This is a genomic window from Archangium lansingense (assembly GCF_026626635.1).
Classification (GTDB): Bacteria; Myxococcota; Myxococcia; order Myxococcales; family Myxococcaceae; genus Archangium; species Archangium lansingense.
The window spans coordinates 6455559-6473042 of record NZ_JAPNKA010000001.1 but is presented as its reverse complement, the minus strand read 5'-3'; the positions used below and the strand labels follow the sequence as shown (position 1 = coordinate 6473042).

Here is a 17484-nt window from a genome sequence, read left to right as displayed (position 1 = left end):
GGCGGCGACCGGCTGGATTCCAGGCCGCAGCCCCGGACCATGCGCCATCCAATACGGCATCGAGATCTCCAGCGTCCCCCAGTTGTGGGGAACGATCAGGATGACCTCTCCGGGGCTCGGGCGACCCGCTCTGCTCCGATGCTCCATATCCAGGAAGACCCTCACCCCAGCCCTCTCCCAAAGGGAGAGGGAGCGGCTGTGGTCACTGCTGGTTGCTCGATGTCTGTGTGGACTTGCTCGTCGCGTACTGGGTGAGGATCTGGTTCATGTCCATGGTCTGCAGCGTGGCCCCGCTGCGCCCGCCACTGGGCATGAAGATGATCTGCTTGCCCATCAGCGCCTCGGCGATGCGCAGCTTCACCATCGTCCGGCCGCCCGCGCCCGCCATCGCCTCGTTCTCCTTCGCGATGCCCTTCGACTTTGCCTCGGCCTCCTTGAGGATCGCCGTCGCCTCGTTGGTGGCCCGCACCAATTCCGCGTCCGCCGCCAGCTTCGTTTGCTCCAGCTCCCCCATCGCCTGGGCGATCTTCTGCGACACCGTGCCCTTGGCCGACTCCAGGTTGCGCTTGGCCTCCTCCGCCGCCGCCTGCGCCTCCGAGCGCAGCTTCTCCGCTGTCTGCTCCGCCAGCTTCTTCTCTCGAATCACCTTCTCGTACTCGGGGTTGAAGCGGTGCTCCTGCAGAATCACCTGCTCCACGATGACGCCCTCGGGCAGCAGCGCATCCTCCAGCAGCTTGCGCGCGCTCTCCGCCGCCGCGAAGCGCTTGTCCGCCGTATAGAAGTCCTCCGAGCGCAGCACGTTCAGCGCATCACGCACCAGCGCTCGCGTCGCCGGCCGCACCAGCCGGTTCTCCACGTCCAGCGTCGAGCGCCCCACCTTCTGCATCAGGTGCGGCGCCTTCGCGGGATCAATCCGCCAGGCCACCGTCACGTCCACCGCGATGTCGTTGCCGTCCACCGTCTTGAACTCGATGTCGTCCGTGCGGCCCCTCTCGCCCTCCGCCTTCGCCCGCATCAGCAGGTTCTGTAGCTTCGTCTCGAAGGTGTCCCAGTCCGTGGAGAACGGCGGGAAGAAGAAGTAGGTGGCGCCCGGTGCGTACGTCTCCGGCTGCACGCCCCGCGAGCCCACCAACGTGAACTTCCGCGTGAGCACGCCCACCTCGTTCGCCTCCGTGGAGTGGCACGCGCACCCCTGCACCACCGGCAGCGCCAGCACCACGAACAGCCCCAGCATCCGCAAGTCCATGCGATTCATGGCGCTCACATCCCCTTCACGTCGAAGCGCCGGAGCGCCGCGTTGAGATCCAACGGGTTCACCCCGCCCTCGCCGTCCGTGGGCACGACAATCACCTGCGTGCCGCCCAGCACGTCCGCCATCTTCAGGCCCACCATGTTCTCGCTACCCGCGCCGCGCAGCGCCGCGTTCTCCAGCTCGATTCCCTTGGCCCTGGCCAACTTCACCACCAGATCGCCCTCGGCCGCCTTGGTGCGCCGGTACAGATCCGCCTCCGAGCGTAGCTTGGCCACCTCCGCGTCTCCGCGCGACAGCTCCACCTGCACCGTGGCCTGGCCCTGGGCGATGATCTTGTTCTTCTCCGCCTCGGCCTGCGCCGCCGCGGCCTCCGCCATGTTCTTGAAGACCGACTGGTCCTGGATCTTCCGCTGCTCGATGGCCTGCTGGTAGCGCGAGTCGTACCGGTACTGCCGCAGCAGCACGTGCGTCACTTTGATGCCCTTGGGCTCTAGCTCCGCGACCAGCAGCTTTTGCGCCTGCGCCACCGCCTTGTCGCGCCGGTCTCCCTTGTAGAAGTCATCCGCGTCCATCTCGCCCAGCGTCCGGCGCAGCACCTGCTCCGCTCGCGGAATCACCGCCGAGTCCTCGTACAGCCGCCCCGGGCCAATCTGCGTCATCACCTTGTACGGGTTCTCGATGCGGTAGAGCACTGTGACGTCCGCGGACACCGTGTAGCCCTCAGACGTCTGGATCTTGATGGCTCGCACCACGCGGTGATCCGCGCCCTCGCCCACCTCGGAGGGGTTGTCCGCCATCTCCAGCAGTTGCAGATCCATGGGGAAGCGGTGCATGCGCTCGGCCCCCGGCGTCACCCAGTGCAGCCCCGGTCCATACACCGTGTCCCGGATGCCCTTCTCTCCACCCAGGATGACCTGCTTCACCCCACTCTCGTACGGCCGGATGTAGACGGTGCATGCGTTGTACGCAAAGAGGCCACCGAACAGCAGCACACCTATCGGCCAGAGCAGCCGCATCCGGGGCTGCTTCAGGGCCGAGAGGATCTGATCTCCCGCCTTGCTCATACCTTCTCCTTCGAAGAGGACCCACCGCTCCGCTCCGGGGACTCCGGCTCGGAGAGGCGCTCGAGCGCCGGCCGGACGGGCTCGTCCAGGGGCCGATACGCCTCGAGCTGTTGCTGCTCCACACCCATGTCATGTACCAGCGTGGCGAGCTGCCGCCGGTAGCGGCGCTCGAAGAAAGACTGCTGCATGTCCGGCAAGAAGGGCCCGAAGAGGATGAGCGCGAAAGGCAGCGGCTCCATCCAGTCCGGCACCGCCGTCACGGCGATCACCACCGCCGCGGCGATACCCACCCCCGTGTAGGCCGCCCGCGAGATCAGATCCCCCCCTCGCCACAGCCCGTACCTGGCCCGTTGCAGCCCGTGATGCTCCCGGGTGAGCTGGAAGTAGCGCGGCAGCGCCACCGTGAAGATGCTGCGCTCCAGGCGCTCCCAGTAGCCGGGATCCTCCGCCACCTCGGCGAAGCGCCGGGCCACGTCCGCCAGCGCCAGCCGCGCCTCGGCCAGCAGCTGCGCCTCCACCTCTCCGTCCCACTCTCCGAACCCGGGCCGGCGCCGCTCCAGCCACGTCAGCACATGCTCGGTGACCTGGGGCAGCCGGAAGCGATCGGGATACACGCGGAAGTTCCCCCTCTTGCCGCACAAAGGGGCGGCGCGCCGAGTCTTCCATGTGCGTCCATTCCCACACAATGCCCGGCTACCCCACGCGCCCCCGATCGATCCGGATCGGACCGTGCGCTCCATCCAGGTGCGCCGGAATGGCGCGATCGATCTATCCCACCGCCCCGGATTCCCAGCAATTCCAGCCATTTGACGTTGGCAACGTCCTTGCTTTTCCCAGGGGCAGAAGGGGCGGCCGGAATGGAGCGCCCCAGCAGCCTTCGAGGAGGAGCGACCATGGAAGTGCGATTCTACGGAGTGAGGGGGAGCATCGCGGTGTCGGGGGCGCACGCGGCGCGGATCGGAGGCAACACCTCGTGCCTGGAGGTGGTGAGCCAGGGGCACCGGCTCATTCTGGACGCGGGCACGGGCATCCGGGCGCTGGGCGAGGCGATGATGCGCGAGGGCGCGCCGCAGAAAGCCACCCTCTTCTTCTCGCACCTGCACTGGGACCATGTGCAGGGCTTCCCCTTCTTCACGCCGGGCTACCTGCCCACCACGGAGCTGACGCTGTACGGCCCGGGGACGGACGGGGCGCAGGCGCTCGAGTCGGTGCTGGCCAAGCAGATGGAGCCGCCCAACTTCCCGGTGCCGCTGTCCACCATGCGCTCGCGGATGACGTTCGGCTCGGCGCTGCACGGACGCACGGTGGAGGTGGGGCCCTTCCGGGTGACGCCCTTCGACGCGCCGCATCCCCAGGGGTGCCTCGCCTACCGGGTGGAGGCGGACGGCCACAGCTTCGTCTACGCCACGGACATGGAGATCTCCCTGGCCTCGTTGGATCCCCGCGTGGCGCGGTGGATGGAGGGCGCTGACGCGCTGTGCCTGGACGCCCAGTACACCCCGGACGAGTACAACGGGATGAAGGGCATCCCGAAGAAGGGCTGGGGCCACTCCACCATGGTGGACGCGGCCCAGGTGGCCTCGGCGGTGAACGCGCGCCGGCTGTTCCTCTTCCACCATGACCCGGCGCACAACGATGACCAGGTGGAGAACATGGCCGAGGAGGCTCGCAATTACTTCGTCGCCACCGAGCCGGCGCGCGAGGGCAAGCGCATTGTCCTCGGGGCTGCTTGCGGATGATCCGGAGGGGCACATGGGCCCGCACTGCGATAGTCTTCCCCCGGACTTCGAGCTTCCCCCCCTGCCCGTCATGGCCTCTTCCCCGGACATCAGTCAGGTGCTGCTCCCGATCGGCGGGCTCGTCGGGCGCGAGATTGATCTCGATGCGTTCCTCCAGACGTTGATGGATCGCATCGCGGTGACGATGCAGGCGGACCGGGGAACGCTGTGGTTGTTGGATCCAGCGCGCGGCGAGCTGTTCTCGCGGGCCGCGCACCTGCCCGAGGTGTCGCAGATCCGCGTGAAGGTGGGCCAGGGCGTGGCCGGCTACGTGGCCGCGCACGGCGAGCCCGTCAACATGCCGGACGCCCGGGGCGAGACCCGCTTCTTCGCGGACATCGACAGGCTGACGGGCTACCGCACCACGACGATCCTCGCGGTGCCGCTGCGCGACTCGGTGGGGAACATCTACGGGGTGTTGCAGGTGCTCAACCGGCGCGGTGGAGGGCGCTTCACGGATGATGACGTGGAGCGGCTCATGGCCATCGCGGTGCAGGTGAGCCACGCGCTGCAGAGCACGAGCCTCTACCAGGAGTTGCAGCGGGCGAAGGATCAGCCGCAGGCGCCGGTCGGCTACTTCTTCAACCGGATCATCGGCGAGTCCGAGCCGCTCAAGGTCATCTACCGGCTCATCCAGAAGGCGGCGCCCACGGACGCCACGGTGCTGCTGCGCGGCGAGAGCGGGTGCGGCAAGGAGCTGTTCGCCCGAGCGGTGCACGTCAACGGGCCGAGGCGGGACAAGCCCTTCGTGAAGGTGGACTGCGCGGCGCTGCCGGCGTCGCTGATCGAGAACGAGCTGTTCGGCCACGAGAAGGGAGCCTTCACGGGCGCGGACCACCGGATGCCGGGCAAGTTCGAGGCGGCGGATGGTGGCACGGTGTTCATCGACGAGATTGGCGAGCTGCCGTTGCCGGTGCAGGGCAAGCTGCTGCGGGTGCTGCAGGATCGGGAGTTCGAGCGGGTGGGCGGCACGCAGACGATCAAGGTGGACGTGCGCATCGTCGCGGCCACGAATCGCGATCTGGTGAAGATGGTGGCGGACGGGAAGTTCCGGGAGGACCTGTACTACCGCATCAAGGTGGTGGAGCTGGTGCTGCCGCCGCTGCGCGAGCGCGGTGGAGAGGACATCGAGCGGCTGGCGCGCCACTTCATCGCGGCGTCGGCGAAGCGGCACCGGCTGCCATTGCCGAGGCTGAGCGGGGTGGCGCTGGAGCGGCTCAAGCGCTACCGGTGGCCGGGCAACGTGCGCGAGCTGGAGAACTGCATCGAGAGCGCGGTGGTGCTGTGTGAGGGGGAGATCCTCGAGGAGCACCTGCCCTTGCCCAAGGTGGTGGGCGCGGCGCCGGCCCCGGTGGAGAGCAGCGAGGCGGCGGTAGAGGGTGTTACCGGAGAGCTGCTGCCGCTGGCCGAGGTGGAGAAGCGGCACATCCTGCGAGTGCTGGACTCGGTGAAGGGCAACCGGACGGCGGCGTCGAAGGTGCTGCAGATCGGCCGCAACACGCTGGGCCGGAAGCTGAAGGAGTACGGCATCGCGGACGAGGGGTAGCCCCGATGCCCGGACCTGTGGCGCGCGAACGGGCCGCCCGTATCGCCCCCTTGGCAGGACCCTCTCAGGCCCTCATCCATGAAGGATGAGCAGGAGGGATTCCATCGCCACGAGGTAAAAACCCGGAGGGAGACCGACAGGAGGCATCCGCGCACTGGCCGCCCTCGCTCGCCCTGCTGCTGGTCGTGGGATTGGGCGTAGCGCTCACCTGCGGCCTGCTCATGTTCGAGAAAAGGGCACGTCACGGCCAGGAGCAGGAGGCCCTTGCCCAGCAGACCGCTCGTGCTCACGAGCTGGCGACCGCGCTCGGCTATCCGCTCCACGCCTCGGAGCAGCTCCTGGATACCCTGGCCGCGCTCGCGAGTCCCATCCAGGGGAAACATGAGGTCGAGGACCTGCTCCGCCGGATGCTGGCCTCCGGCCCGACGCACATGGTCTATGGGCTCGGGTTGTGGTTCGAGCCCGGCCAGTTCGAGCCCGGCGTGCACTACATGGGCCCCTATGTCTACCAAGACCGGAGTAGACGAGGCGCACCCCAGGTCATCACCTACGACTGGTCCACGTCCTCCTATGACTACCCCCGTCAAGGTTGGTACCTGCTTGCGTCGCAGCGTGGCGGGCTCATCACCGTCACCGAGCCCTACTTCGATCTGGACCAGACATATGTGGCTCTGACGAGGGCCTTCTTCGACGACCAGGGCCGGCAGCGGGGGGTCGTGAGCCTGGATCTCACCCTCCCCATGATCGGAGAGGTGGTCCGCCAGGCCAACGTCTCCCCAGCGGAGACCCTCTATCTCGTCAGCCCCCAAGGCGCGCTCATCGCGCACCCGCGGGAGAAGGAGCTCCTCGCCTGGGCACACAAGCGCGGACGCTCTCCACTGAGCATTGCCGAGCTCACGCTCGAGGACCTGCAAGCGTGGGAGCGCGAGCACGGCTTGGACCGTGAGAGGCGCACCACCGAGGTGCGCGTCCCGACAACCGGCTGGAGGGTGTTCGCCTCGACAACAGAGGACATGCTGTTCTCGGACGTACGCCGCGAGCGGTGGTTGCTGGTGGCCCTGGGCGTGCTGCTCTGGATGGGGCTGGGAGCAAGCGGAATGGTCATGGCCCGCTCCGAGAGGACCCGAGCCCTGCTCCGGACGCTCGCCGAACGCCAGCGACAGGAGGAGGAGCGGCGGCGGCTGCTCGCCCAGGTCCGGCGGCGCTCGGCGGAGCTCCAGGCCATCATCGAGAGCATGGTCGAAGCCGTCATGGTGGTCGATGCCGAGAGAAACATCACCCTCGCCAACCGGGCCGCGCTGGCGCTCTTCGGGTACTCCTCATTCGAGGGCCATCGCCTCGACACCGAGTTCCAGGAGCACTCCCCCCAGGGATTGGATGGGCAGGAGCTGGCCTTCGAGTCCCTGCCCCTCCTCCGGGCCTTGAAGGGTGAGGAGGTGATCGACACCGAGTTCGTCCTCACCCTGCCCCCGCTGAACCGGATGCGAGTCGTGCGGGTGAACGCTGCCCCCATCCGGGATGAGTCGGGCCTCGTCGTCGCCGCCGTGGCGGTGGGACGCGACGTCACCCAGGCCATCGAGCTGGAGCGTCTCCAGAGCGAGTTCGTGAAGATGGCCGCGCACGAGCTGAAGACGCCTCTGGCGGTGATGAAGTCCTTTGCCCAGCTCGCCTGCCGGACGGCGCATCCGGCCCCCGTGCTGCGCCGTCAGCTCGAGGGCATCAGCCGTGGCGCGGACCGGATGGACCGGGTGGTGCGCACGTTGCTGGATGCCTCCCAGCTCCAGCTCGGCCGACTGCACTTCGAAAAGAAGGAGCTGCGTCTGCGCTCGTTGGTGGAAACGGCCGCCGCGCTCACCGCTGCCCACCATCCGCGCCATCCGATTCACGTGCAGCCGGGGCCAGACGCGTGGGTGCTCGGCGATAGGGCACGGCTGGAGCAGGTGCTCTCCGAGCTGATGGACAACGCCGCGCGCTACTCGGTCGCGGGCACTCCCGTGGAGATAGCGCTCACCGTGGATGGGGGGGAGGTGGAGGTCTCCATCCGGGATGAGGGCATCGGCATCTCGGAGGAGCAACGGGAGCGGCTCTTCGAGCGCTTCTACCGCGCTCATGCGGGAACGCCCCATGATCGCGGCGGGATGGGTCTGGGGCTGTACCTCTCGCGAGGCCTCCTCCTGCTCCATGGGGGCGAGGTGGAGTTGGAGAGTCAGGCGGGCAAAGGCACTCACGTGCGCGTCCGCCTGCCGCGGCTCCCCGAGCAACAGCCCGTGCCAGAGGTGACGTCGCGCCAGGCCCCCACGCATCCCCCATTCGAGCCGGACGGCGAAGCAGCTGGCCCTTGATGGAAACCGGGAGGGTGCGGCCGAGCGGCCGCCCCATACCGCGGGGTGAGTCACGCGCCGCTTCTCCCCTCCTCCTCCCGTGAAGACCCTCGACGAGGAGTGCACACAGGGGCGCGGCCGCGAGGGGCTGTGTCCGGGATGGTGGCTCACATGGGGACAGTGGCGGCGTTGCCCCGCAAGGTGGCGGTCACTCGCAAGGTGCGCGAGCAACCCCGGCGGCTCATTCCCCTAGGACTGGTGGCCATCGCGCTGCTTGCCTGGACGGGTTACCGAGCCTGGGCGGCCCGCCAGCCGTACACCTGGGCTGGCACCGTGGAGGCCCGGGACATCGCCGTGGGCTCGCGCGTGGGTGGCCGGGTGAAGGAGGTGCTCGTCCGTGAGGGCGAGCGCGTGGAGCCTGGCCAACCCCTGATGATTCTCGAAGAGGGAGACCTGCCAGCCCAGCGCCTCCAGGCAGAGGGACAGCTCCTCCAGGCCCAGGCCGCGCTCGACAAGCTGAGGGGCCCTGGACTCACGCGAGGAACCGGCAGCCTCGCCGAGCAGGTGGCCCGAGCCCGCGCCGAGCTCACCGCCGCCCAGGTGGGCCTGGACAAGGCAGAGCTGGATGCACGGCGCGCTCGCACCCTCTTCCAGCAGCAGGTGAACACCCGCGCCGAGCTCGATACCGCCGAGGCCTCACTTCGCCAGGCCCGTGCCGAGCGCGACGCCCGCCGTTTCAGGCTCCAGGAGTTGGAACAGGGGACGGACGCGGATGTCCGTGCGCAGCAAGGGCTGGTGGATACTGCGCGGGGACGGTTGGAGGCCATCAATGTGGCGCAGGGGGAGCTGACCATCCGCGCGCCCGTGGCCTCTCGGGTGGAGTCCCTGGACTTGCGGCCCGGAGACCTGCTCGCGCCCAATGCCACCGCGGCCACGCTGGTGGAGGATGACCAGGTCTACGTGCGCATCTTCATACCGGAGACGCACCTTGGCAGGCTGCAACCGGGAAGCGAGCTCCCCGTGCACGTGGACTCCTTCCCAGAGCGCACCTTCACGGGCGTGGTGGAGAACATCGCCACGCAGGGCGAGTACACCCCGCGCAACCTCCAGACGCCGGACGAGCGCGCCTCGCAGGTCTTCGCCACGCGCATCGGCCTGCGCCAGAACGGCCAGCACCCGCTGCGCGCGGGGATGGCCGCGTACGTCACGGTGCCGAAGTGAGCGCGCCCGAGCCCGCCATCTCCGTCCAGGGGCTGACCCGGCGCTTCGGGGACTTCACCGCGTTGGACCGCGTGGATCTCGAAGTCCACGGCGGCTCCATCTACGGGCTGCTCGGGCCCAATGGCAGCGGCAAGTCCACGCTCATCCGCATCCTCTGCGGGCTGCTGGCTCCCTCCGAGGGCGGAGCCCGGGTGCTCGGCCTGGACGTGGCGCGCGAGGGCGAGGAGATCCGCCGCCGCATCGGCTACATGAGCCAGCGCTTCTCCCTGTACGAGGATCTCACCGTCCTGGAGAACCTCCGGTTCTACGCCCGTATCTACGGCCTGTCCGGAGAGCGCGCGAGGCAGCGGCTGGAGGCGGCGGTGGAGCTCACGCACATCGGCCCGTACCTGGAGCGGCGGGCGGGGCTGCTGTCGGGCGGGTGGAAGCAGCGGCTGGCGCTCGGGGCGGCGCTGATGCACCAGCCGCAGGTGGTGTTCCTCGATGAGCCCACGGCCGGCATTGATCCGGTGGCTCGGCGTGAGCTGTGGGACTTGCTCTTCCTGCTGGCCGCCGAGGGCGTCACGCTCTTCGTCACCACGCACTACATGGACGAAGCCGAGCGCTGTGGCGAGGTGGGGTACCTGTACCTGTCGAAGCTGCTCGTCACGGGCACGCCGGAGGAGCTCAAGCAACTGCCCGCGGTCCACCGTCCGGGCCAACGCCGACTGGCGGTGGAGACACCGCACCCGGCACGCGCGCTCGCCTTCCTGAGAACCGTGCCCTGGTGCTACGGCACAACCCTCTTCGGACAGTCCGTGGAGGTGCTGGTGGACACGGGACTGACGGACACCGAGGTGCTCGCACGGTTGGAGGAAGCGGGTTTCCCCGGAGCGGAGGTCCGTCCCATCACGCCCTCGCTGGAGGACGTCTTCGTGGCGCTCACCGAGCAGGCCGCACGCGAGCGAGAGAGTCCGGGCCCAGCAGCGCTCCCCGGCACCAGGCTCGCGGAGGTGCACCCATGAAGCTGAGTGCCATCTGGGACTCCTTCGTCGCCGTCATGCGCAAGGAGTTCGTCCATGTGCGGAGGGACCGAGCCACGCTCATGGCCGCGCTCTCCATTCCCCTCTTCCAGCTCATCCTGTTCGGGTTCCTGGATCAGACGGTGCGGCACGTGCCCACGGTGGTGGTGGACCAGGACCGGACGAGCGCCAGCCGCGAGCTGGTAGAGCAGCTCGAGGCCACCGAGACCTTTCACGTGGTGCTGGTGACCTCGGACCCGAGCGAGGCTCGCGAGCGGATCATCCAGGGCCGGGCCAAGGTGGGCGTGGTGGTGCCTCCACAGTTCGGTGCCGCGCGAGTGGGGGCCGCACCCGGCAAGCACGCCTCGATGCTGGTGCTCATCGATGGCTCGGACTCGGTGGTCAGCTCGCAGGCGCTGGCGGCGGTGAACGGGCTGGCGGCGAAGTTGAACCTGGAGGCGGTCTCCGAGCGGATCGGCTCCGCGGCCGAGCCGGTCATCGATGCGCGCCCGCTCATCCTCTTCAACCCGAGCGGCCGCACGGCCAACTACATCATCCCGGGGTTGGTGGCCGTGCTGCTGCAGATCGTCGCCACGCTGCTCACGGCGGTGGCCATCGTGCGCGAGCGGGAGAAGGGCACGCTGGAGCAGCTCCTGGTGACGCCTGTACACCCGCTCGGGCTGATGCTGGGGAAGCTGGTGCCCTATCTGCTGCTGGGCATGGGGGAAATGACGCTCATCCTGCTGGCCATGCGCTTCGCCTTCAGCGTGCCCATCCGGGGCAACCTGGTGTTCCTCTTCGCGATGGCCGTGGTGTACCTGTTCGCGCTGCTGTCCCTGGGGCTGTTCGTCTCCACGCGCGCGAAGACCCAGGCGCAGGCCCAGCAGATGTCTCAGCTCTTCATTCTCCCGTCCATCTTCCTCAGCGGCTACATCTTCCCGGTGTCTGGCCTGCCGTGGCCCCTGTACGCGCTCGGGCGGATCCTTCCAGCCACGCACATGGTGGAGATCATGCGCGGCGTGGTGCTGCGCGGCGCGGGGCTGATGGATCTGCTGCCCAACGTGCTTGCATTGATGGCCCTCTCCGCCGCGCTGCTCGGGCTGAGCGTGCGCCAGTTCCAGAAGGTGACGGCTTGAGTTCACTCAGAAGGTCAGGATGGCGCCCGTCTCGAGGCCCAGCGTGGTGCGATTCGCGTTGAAATTTCCCACGTCCGCTGGTTGCAGCTGGAAGTGCGACTGGAAGAGGAAGCCCTCCAGCACGAAGGCCAGCCTGCGAATGGGCTTGATCTCGTAGCCCAGGCGCACCGTGCCGTTGTGCAGCATCCCGGGACCCGTGCCCGAGAGGGTGGCGCTACCCGTGGGGGGGTTATCGTAGCTGGGCACCACCTTCGAGGGCTCGAGCACCTTCTGGTAGCCCGCCATGCCGTAGACGGAGTGCATGCCCGTCAACACCTGGCGGACCGAGATATAGCCTCCCAACTCCTGCAGGTCCTCGGCGGCGCGGCCCTGTGCGAGCGTCAGCAGGCCCAGGTTGGCGGAGTTCTGCCCGAAGTTGAGCTCCACCCGGATGTTGGTGTGCTCGGAGGGCGAGAGCTCCGAGAAGAGAGCGGCGGCGAAGGCCGCGGCGAAGCGCTCGTCCGGAGCCTTGAAGTTGAAGGGGATCCGCGTGGCGATGGCCGATGCGCCGACTCGGCTCTTGCCGAACTTGTAGGTTCCGCGCACGGCAAAGGTGGGCAGCGCGCCAATCTCGAGGAACGCATCCTTGGGCGTGACGTTGGGGGCGGGAAAGCCCACCGCCGCTCCCAGCTCGAAGCTCGGCGTGGTGTAGAAGTATTTGAACTGCTGGCGCATGAAGCCGCTGTTCCCCGACTGGAAGAGCGCTCCCACCAGGTTGATGCCGTGCGGATTGAGGGGGGCGTGCAGATCCCAGTCCTGCCCCAGGGACACCGTGTGGACGGAATGGAAGGAGTAGTCCACGCGCGCAATACGCAGGCGGGGCAAGCTGGCGACAGTGGGGGTGGCCTTGGTGAAGTCCACGAAGTCGATTTCGACCTGCGCCTTCAGGGGCCCCTTTTCGTTGAGCCAGAACCCCACGCGCGACTGCGCCACCTGGAAGGAGTGACGGGAGTCGTCCGGGAAGTTGGCGTAGACGGGGTTGCCCGCGGCGGTGATGGCCGAGGCATTGGGCTGGCTGAAGGACTCCACCGCTCCGTTGGCCAGCACGAAGCGCGGGTTGAGCGTGCCGTAGAACCGGAAGAGGAGCTCGTCGCTCTCGGCGGCGGCCGGGGCTGAAGCGGTGGCCGGCGGCGGAGTGGGAGTCGGAGTGGACTGGGTGGCGGACGGAGGGGTGGCATCACCGGTGCCGGGGGTCTGGGCCAGTGCGTGGGTGGCCGAGCAGAGTCCCACCGAGACGATCACTGCGGCGAATCGAGCATTCTTCATGGCTTCCCTGGGGTCGAGGGGTCAATGGGTGCCTGGATGCTGCGAACGCAACGTCCGTACCATAAGAGCCCACACTCTTGGCCGGCCCACGTCGCCGCACCGCATCCAGTGTGGTTTCGTAACCTCTGTTACCATCGGTAACAGGGCGACTGACGCATTGTGGGCAACCCCGGCTCAGCCCGCGAGCACCCAGGCCGCCGCCACGGTGAGCCCACCGGCCACCGAGAACAGCGTCCACGCCCGCCGCGTCAGCACCTTGCCCGTCCCCTCGCCCGCGTTGCCCAGGATGACCATCGCTGGGCCGCCCTGCTTCCCGCGCAGCTCGTACACGCCCGGCACCGGTCCCCGTCTCAGCTCCCCCACCACCAGGCACTCCTCGCCGAGCTTCCCCACCCGCTCGTACGAGAGCGACTCCTCCACAGCGCGGCCCTCCGCCAGCACACCCGTGCCCGTCTCCGCCAATGGCTTCCCCATCTGGCAGCGAAGGATCCGCAGCGGCGCCAGCAGCAGCTTCGGCGAGAAGCTCACCGCCGCCTCCGCCCGCTCTCCCCTCACCTGCAACACCGGCGCGTACGCCCGCTCCACCGACAGCAGCGGTCCCTTGCTCCCGTCTGGCATCACCCCGCGCAGCTCCGCCTCGTAGAAGGCGCACACCACCCCGCCCGGTGACGTCACCTGATCGCTCGACGCCAGCCGGCCCCGGTACACGCCCCACCCTGGAGAGCGCCCCTCGCGCAGCGCCGCCACGCCCTCGTCGATGCTCCGAGGCGCCTCGGCCCGCAGCGCATCCGCGCGCAGCCACACCCGCGAGCCCGCCACCGCCAGCCCCGCCGCCACCACCAGCAGCGCGAAGCCCAACCCGTCGCCCAGCACTCCTGGGGACAGCCACATGAAGGGTCCAGCTCGGTAACGCAACGTGACGATCGCGAAGAGCACCGCCAGCAGCCCGAACCACGCCATTGGCCATTGCGGCATGAAGGTCCGGGCATCCTTGCGCCCGAAGGCGAACGCCGCGACCACCAGTGCACCCAGGCCCGCCGCGTACAGCGGGGCGAATGCCCACCGCAAGTCCATGGCTCCCCCTCTGCCCGAGTCACACCGCGGCCCGCATTCACACACGGGCCCCGTCCCGGCCAAAGGTGGAGACGGCTCCTCGTGCACGCAAGGGCACACCAGGGACGTGCGCCCGTGCACCACCGGACGCGGCCTCACCCTGCGGGAGGAGCCCTCCCGTCACTCCTGTTCGGTTTCCGCCACCTTGTTGTGCGCGGACTTCTTCGTCTGGACGCCTCGCACCACCAGCTCATCGAAGGTGCAGACCAGATTGCGGCATCCCATCGCCACCTTCGCCGAGCGCCCATGCAGGCCCGGCAGGAACTTGTGCGCGAAGGGCTCGGAGGAGCCGTTGAGGTACGCGCTCACGTCCACGCCGTTCTTCCGCTTCTTGAGCTGCAACTTCACGCGGAAGGGAGTCTGGGGCACTGGCGTCTCGTCCTGCACCAGGCTCTCCACGTCCTGTGAGCTGTTGCCCACCACGTCCTCTCCCTCCGGGGTGGTGTAGCGCCAGCTCAGCCGCATGCCCGCTTCCGGAATGGCGTAGACGGACACCTGCAAGCCGACCACTCGGTAGGACAGCTCGGCGTAGTGCTGCGTGTCCGGCGGCTGCTCAGCGTAGCCCCGGGCCAGGGGGCTCGCGCTCATCAGCACCTCGGCGGAGAAGTCATCGCTGGAGAAGTAGCGGTGGGCCAGGTACGCGCGCGGAATGAGCTGCCCGCCGCCGGCCTCATCGCCCCCCTGAATCACCTGGAGCAGTCCGTTCTCCACCTTCCAGGTCCCCGCGTGGGCGTTCAGCTCCTCCTCACCCGCCGCGAAGTCCACCCCCAGCCGCACCTTCCCATCCGCCAGGTCCTCCATCTCCGAGGACACGAACAGATCCCCATCCGTGTTGGCCGGCCACGGCTTGCCCGTATCTATCCACCGGGGAAGCCACGTGCCGAGCACCAGCTTCCCGTTGGCCGATTGGTAGAGGGTCGCCTGACCCAGCAGTTTCCTCGCCCCGGCGAAGATCACCACCAGGCCGCCCAGCACCGTGAGCACCGTGCTCACCTTGCGCCAACCCCACCGGAGCCGACGCTTCACCGGGCTCCGCTCCTCCTCGGCCCGCAGCGCCCCCGGCGGCAGCGAGGTGCTCGACACGAGCCCCTCCAGCGCCTGGCACACCTCGGCGGCCTTCTGGTAGCGCGCCTCGGGCTCGTTCTCCAGCAGCCGCGCCACCACCTCATCCACCCGCTTGTCCAACCCCTGCACGCGCTCGGACGGCAGCTTGAAGCGCCCCACCGGCAGCTCTCCGGTGAGCATCTCGTAGAGCACCACACCGAACGAGAACAGGTCCGCTCGCCCATCCACGTTCTTCGCGTCCCGGCGCTGCTCCGGGGCCATGTAGTTGAGCGTCCCCATGGCCACCGCCGTGGCGGTGAGCTGCAGCCGCGAGTCCGGCCGGCGGATGCCCGCGAGCCCGAAGTCCGCCACCTTCACGTGCCCGCGCGCATCCAGCAGGATGTTCTCCGGCTTCAGGTCGCGGTGGATGATGTCCTTGTCGTGCGCGGACTCGATGGCCCGCGCCACCTGCAGCGCTACGCGCAGCGCCTCGGGAGGAGACAGCTCGCGCATCACGTCGCGCAGCGAGCGCCCCTCCACGTACTCCATCACGAAGTAGTAGTGATCTCCCGCCACCCCGCGATCGATGATCTGCACGATGTTCGGGTGATTGAGCGCCGCCAGCGCCGTGGCCTCTTTGTCGAAGCGCGTGACGAACTCGGGATCCTTCGCCAGCCGCGGCGGCAGCACCTTCACCGCCACCATGCGGTGCAGCGACTTCTGCCGCGCCAGCCACACCTCGCCCATCCCGCCCCGGCCCAGCACGCGCACCAGCTCGTAGCCCGGCAGCTCCACCGAGCCGCCCACGAACGTGCCCTCCCCTTCGGGCGGCCGCAGCTCCAGAGCCGTCCCCGCCACGGGCAACGAGTGGCGCACCAGCGTGGGCGCGGACACCTCGGGCGCCAGCGGGGAGACCGGCGCAGTGCGCACCGGGAAGCGGGCACCGCAGGCGCATACCACCTCGTGGCCGTCCGCGAGGCCGCTCACGTCATGCGCACGTGCACAGCTGGGGCAGTTCAAGGTCGTCATCGCTGAGAGTTGGTGATCTCCAGCCCAAGGACCCGATACGCCTGGACCCCCCGCTCCTTGCCCTTCACCTGGGTGACGGGCATGGGCTCCACCTCGAAGCCGATGCCGGCCTTCTGCACGGTGCTCTGGTTGGCCACCACCTCGCCGCCCCTCGCCAGGCCGCACAGGCGCGAGGCCGTGTTCACCGTGTCGCCGATGGCGGTGAACTCATGGCGCTCGGTGCTGCCCATGTAGCCCACGACCGCCTGGCCGGTGTTCACGCCGATGCCCACCTCGATGGGCCGCTTGCCCGCCGCCATGCGCGAGCCGTTGAGCACCTCCACCGCGTCCTGCATCTCCAGCGCCGCGCGCAGCGCCCGCGCCGGATCGTCCGGGTGCACCAACGGAGGACCCCACACCGCCATCACGCAGTCGCCGATGAACTTGTCCAGGTTCCCCTCGTGGCGGAACACCACGCCCGCCATCAGGGTGAAGAACTCGTTGAGCATGGACACCACCTCCTGCGGAGACTCGTTCTCCGACAGGGTGGTGAAGCCGCGGATGTCCGCGAACAGGCACGTCACTTCCGCCAGCCGGCTCTGCCGCAGGTCTTCCGTCTCGCCGCGGATCACCGCCTCGGCCACCGCCCGCGACAGGAAGCGGCTGAGCTCGGCGCGGGTAATGGCCTCGGCCTGGATCTGCTCGCCCAGGGCCGCGTTCTCCAGGGCGATGGCCGCCTGCGCGGCGATGCCCGAGAGGATGGTCAGATCCTTCTCCGAGAAGGCGTTGGTCTGCTGGCGCGAGTCCAGGAACAGCACTGCCTCGACCTGGCCCTTGGACAGCAGCGGCACCGCCATGGCCGAGCGGATGCCCTGCGCCACGATGCTCTCCGAGGAGGAGAAGCGCTCGTCGATGATGGCGTCCGCGGTGAGCACGCCCTTCTTCGTCTCGGCCACCTTCTGCAGCACGGTGTCCGACACCATCACGTTCGGCTGGCTGCCCTGCCGGTGCTTCACCGCCACCGGGGTGAACTGGCCGTCCGTGCCCGGCTTGAGGATGACGCCGTGATCCGCTGCCAGCAGTTGGAAGGCCACCGCCAGAATCTGCTCGAAGAGATCGGCCTGCTTGCCCTGCTGGCTCACCTGGCGGTGGAACTCGTAGGCGATGCGCAGCTTCTCGTACTCGCGCTTGAGGGTGGCCAGCTCCTGGATCTGCTCGGCGGGCCGGAAGTTCTGCGGCACCTGCTGATCCATCTGCGCGAGGAACGCGGGGATGGAGTGCGACTGCGCCACCACCGTCACCCGGGGAGCGGCTCGCCCCGGTCCGGAGCTGGGGCCCGGAACGGGGGGCGCCGCCGGGACCGCCTCACCGGAGTGGAAGACGAGCTTGGAAGTACCGAGGCTGATCTCATCCCCATCGCGCAGCCGCAGCTCCGCGACACGCCGCCCGTTGACGAACGTGCCGTTGGAGGAGCCCAGATCGCGCAGGATGAAGTCGCGCCCCATCCGCTCGATGGTCGCGTGCTCCTTGGACACCTCCCGGTCCACCAACCTCAGGGTGTTGGACGGGTGGCGGCCCAGGGTCGTCAAATCCCCAAGCGGGAAATCCCCGGTTGTTCCATCCGGGAACCGCCCCTTGAGGTGCGGCCCCCGAGGGCTGACGGACTTTGCGGATTGGGTGGAACCTTGACTCACG

General features: G+C 68.6%; 13 protein-coding genes. 6 read left to right on the top strand and 7 right to left on the bottom strand.

What is annotated here, in order from left to right; translation table 11 throughout:
• Positions 1 to 202: 202 nt before the first annotated feature.
• From OV287_RS26285 to OV287_RS26275, 3 genes are read right to left on the bottom strand one after another with little or no spacing between them, the layout of a single operon-like run.
• Positions 203 to 1255, bottom strand: coding sequence for an SPFH domain-containing protein (locus OV287_RS26285; protein ID WP_267536786.1), 1053 nt, complete (start codon positions 1253 to 1255; stop codon positions 203 to 205).
• A gap of 5 nt (positions 1256 to 1260) precedes the next feature.
• Positions 1261 to 2316, bottom strand: a complete 1056-nt coding sequence (locus OV287_RS26280; RefSeq protein WP_267536785.1) for an SPFH domain-containing protein — start codon at positions 2314 to 2316, stop codon at positions 1261 to 1263.
• Complete coding sequence (locus OV287_RS26275; RefSeq protein WP_267536784.1) at positions 2313 to 2930, bottom strand: hypothetical protein; 618 nt, start codon at positions 2928 to 2930, stop codon at positions 2313 to 2315. Before OV287_RS26275 ends, OV287_RS26280 begins: the two co-directional genes overlap by 4 nt.
• A gap of 279 nt (positions 2931 to 3209) precedes the next feature.
• On the opposite strand from OV287_RS26275, the gene OV287_RS26270 reads away from it, so the two are divergent.
• The 6 genes from OV287_RS26270 to OV287_RS26245 all read left to right on the top strand — a co-directional run bounded on the left by OV287_RS26270 (position 3210) and on the right by OV287_RS26245 (position 11319).
• Positions 3210 to 4055, top strand: coding sequence for an MBL fold metallo-hydrolase (locus tag OV287_RS26270; protein ID WP_267536783.1), 846 nt, complete (start codon positions 3210 to 3212; stop codon positions 4053 to 4055).
• Positions 4056 to 4068: 13 nt separating this feature from the next.
• Entirely contained in the window at positions 4069 to 5640 is a 1572-nt protein-coding gene (locus OV287_RS26265; protein WP_267536782.1) for a sigma-54-dependent Fis family transcriptional regulator, read from the top strand.
• Between the two features lie 221 nt (positions 5641 to 5861).
• Positions 5862 to 7982 (top strand): ATP-binding protein, encoded by a 2121-nt coding sequence (locus OV287_RS26260; protein ID WP_267536781.1) that lies wholly within the window; start codon positions 5862 to 5864, stop codon positions 7980 to 7982.
• 150 nt (positions 7983 to 8132) lie between these two features.
• Positions 8133 to 9182: an HlyD family secretion protein gene (locus tag OV287_RS26255; RefSeq protein WP_267536780.1), complete on the top strand. Its 1050-nt coding sequence runs from the start codon at positions 8133 to 8135 to the stop codon at positions 9180 to 9182.
• The gene (locus OV287_RS26250) at positions 9179 to 10186 is read left to right on the top strand and encodes an ABC transporter ATP-binding protein (RefSeq protein ID WP_267536779.1); all 1008 of its coding nucleotides are present in this window, start codon (positions 9179 to 9181) and stop codon (positions 10184 to 10186) included. Before OV287_RS26255 ends, OV287_RS26250 begins: the two co-directional genes overlap by 4 nt.
• On the top strand, positions 10183 to 11319 hold the full coding sequence (locus tag OV287_RS26245) for an ABC transporter permease (RefSeq protein ID WP_267536778.1): 1137 nt from the start codon (positions 10183 to 10185) through the stop codon (positions 11317 to 11319). The genes OV287_RS26250 and OV287_RS26245 overlap by 4 nt, the downstream gene beginning before the upstream one ends.
• Before the next feature lie 6 nt (positions 11320 to 11325).
• Here the strand turns inward: OV287_RS26245 and OV287_RS26240 are convergent, their stop codons facing one another.
• From OV287_RS26240 to OV287_RS26225, 4 genes are all read right to left on the bottom strand, one after another.
• Positions 11326 to 12624, bottom strand: a complete 1299-nt coding sequence (locus tag OV287_RS26240; RefSeq protein WP_267536777.1) for a hypothetical protein — start codon at positions 12622 to 12624, stop codon at positions 11326 to 11328.
• Between the two features lie 174 nt (positions 12625 to 12798).
• Positions 12799 to 13698 (bottom strand): hypothetical protein, encoded by a 900-nt coding sequence (locus tag OV287_RS26235; RefSeq protein WP_267536776.1) that lies wholly within the window; start codon positions 13696 to 13698, stop codon positions 12799 to 12801.
• 159 nt (positions 13699 to 13857) lie between these two features.
• Complete coding sequence (locus OV287_RS26230; RefSeq protein WP_267536775.1) at positions 13858 to 15810, bottom strand: serine/threonine-protein kinase; 1953 nt, start codon at positions 15808 to 15810, stop codon at positions 13858 to 13860.
• The gene (locus tag OV287_RS26225) at positions 15807 to 17483 is read right to left on the bottom strand and encodes an adenylate/guanylate cyclase domain-containing protein (protein WP_267536774.1); all 1677 of its coding nucleotides are present in this window, start codon (positions 17481 to 17483) and stop codon (positions 15807 to 15809) included. Before OV287_RS26225 ends, OV287_RS26230 begins: the two co-directional genes overlap by 4 nt.
• Between the last annotated feature and the right edge of the window lies 1 nt (position 17484).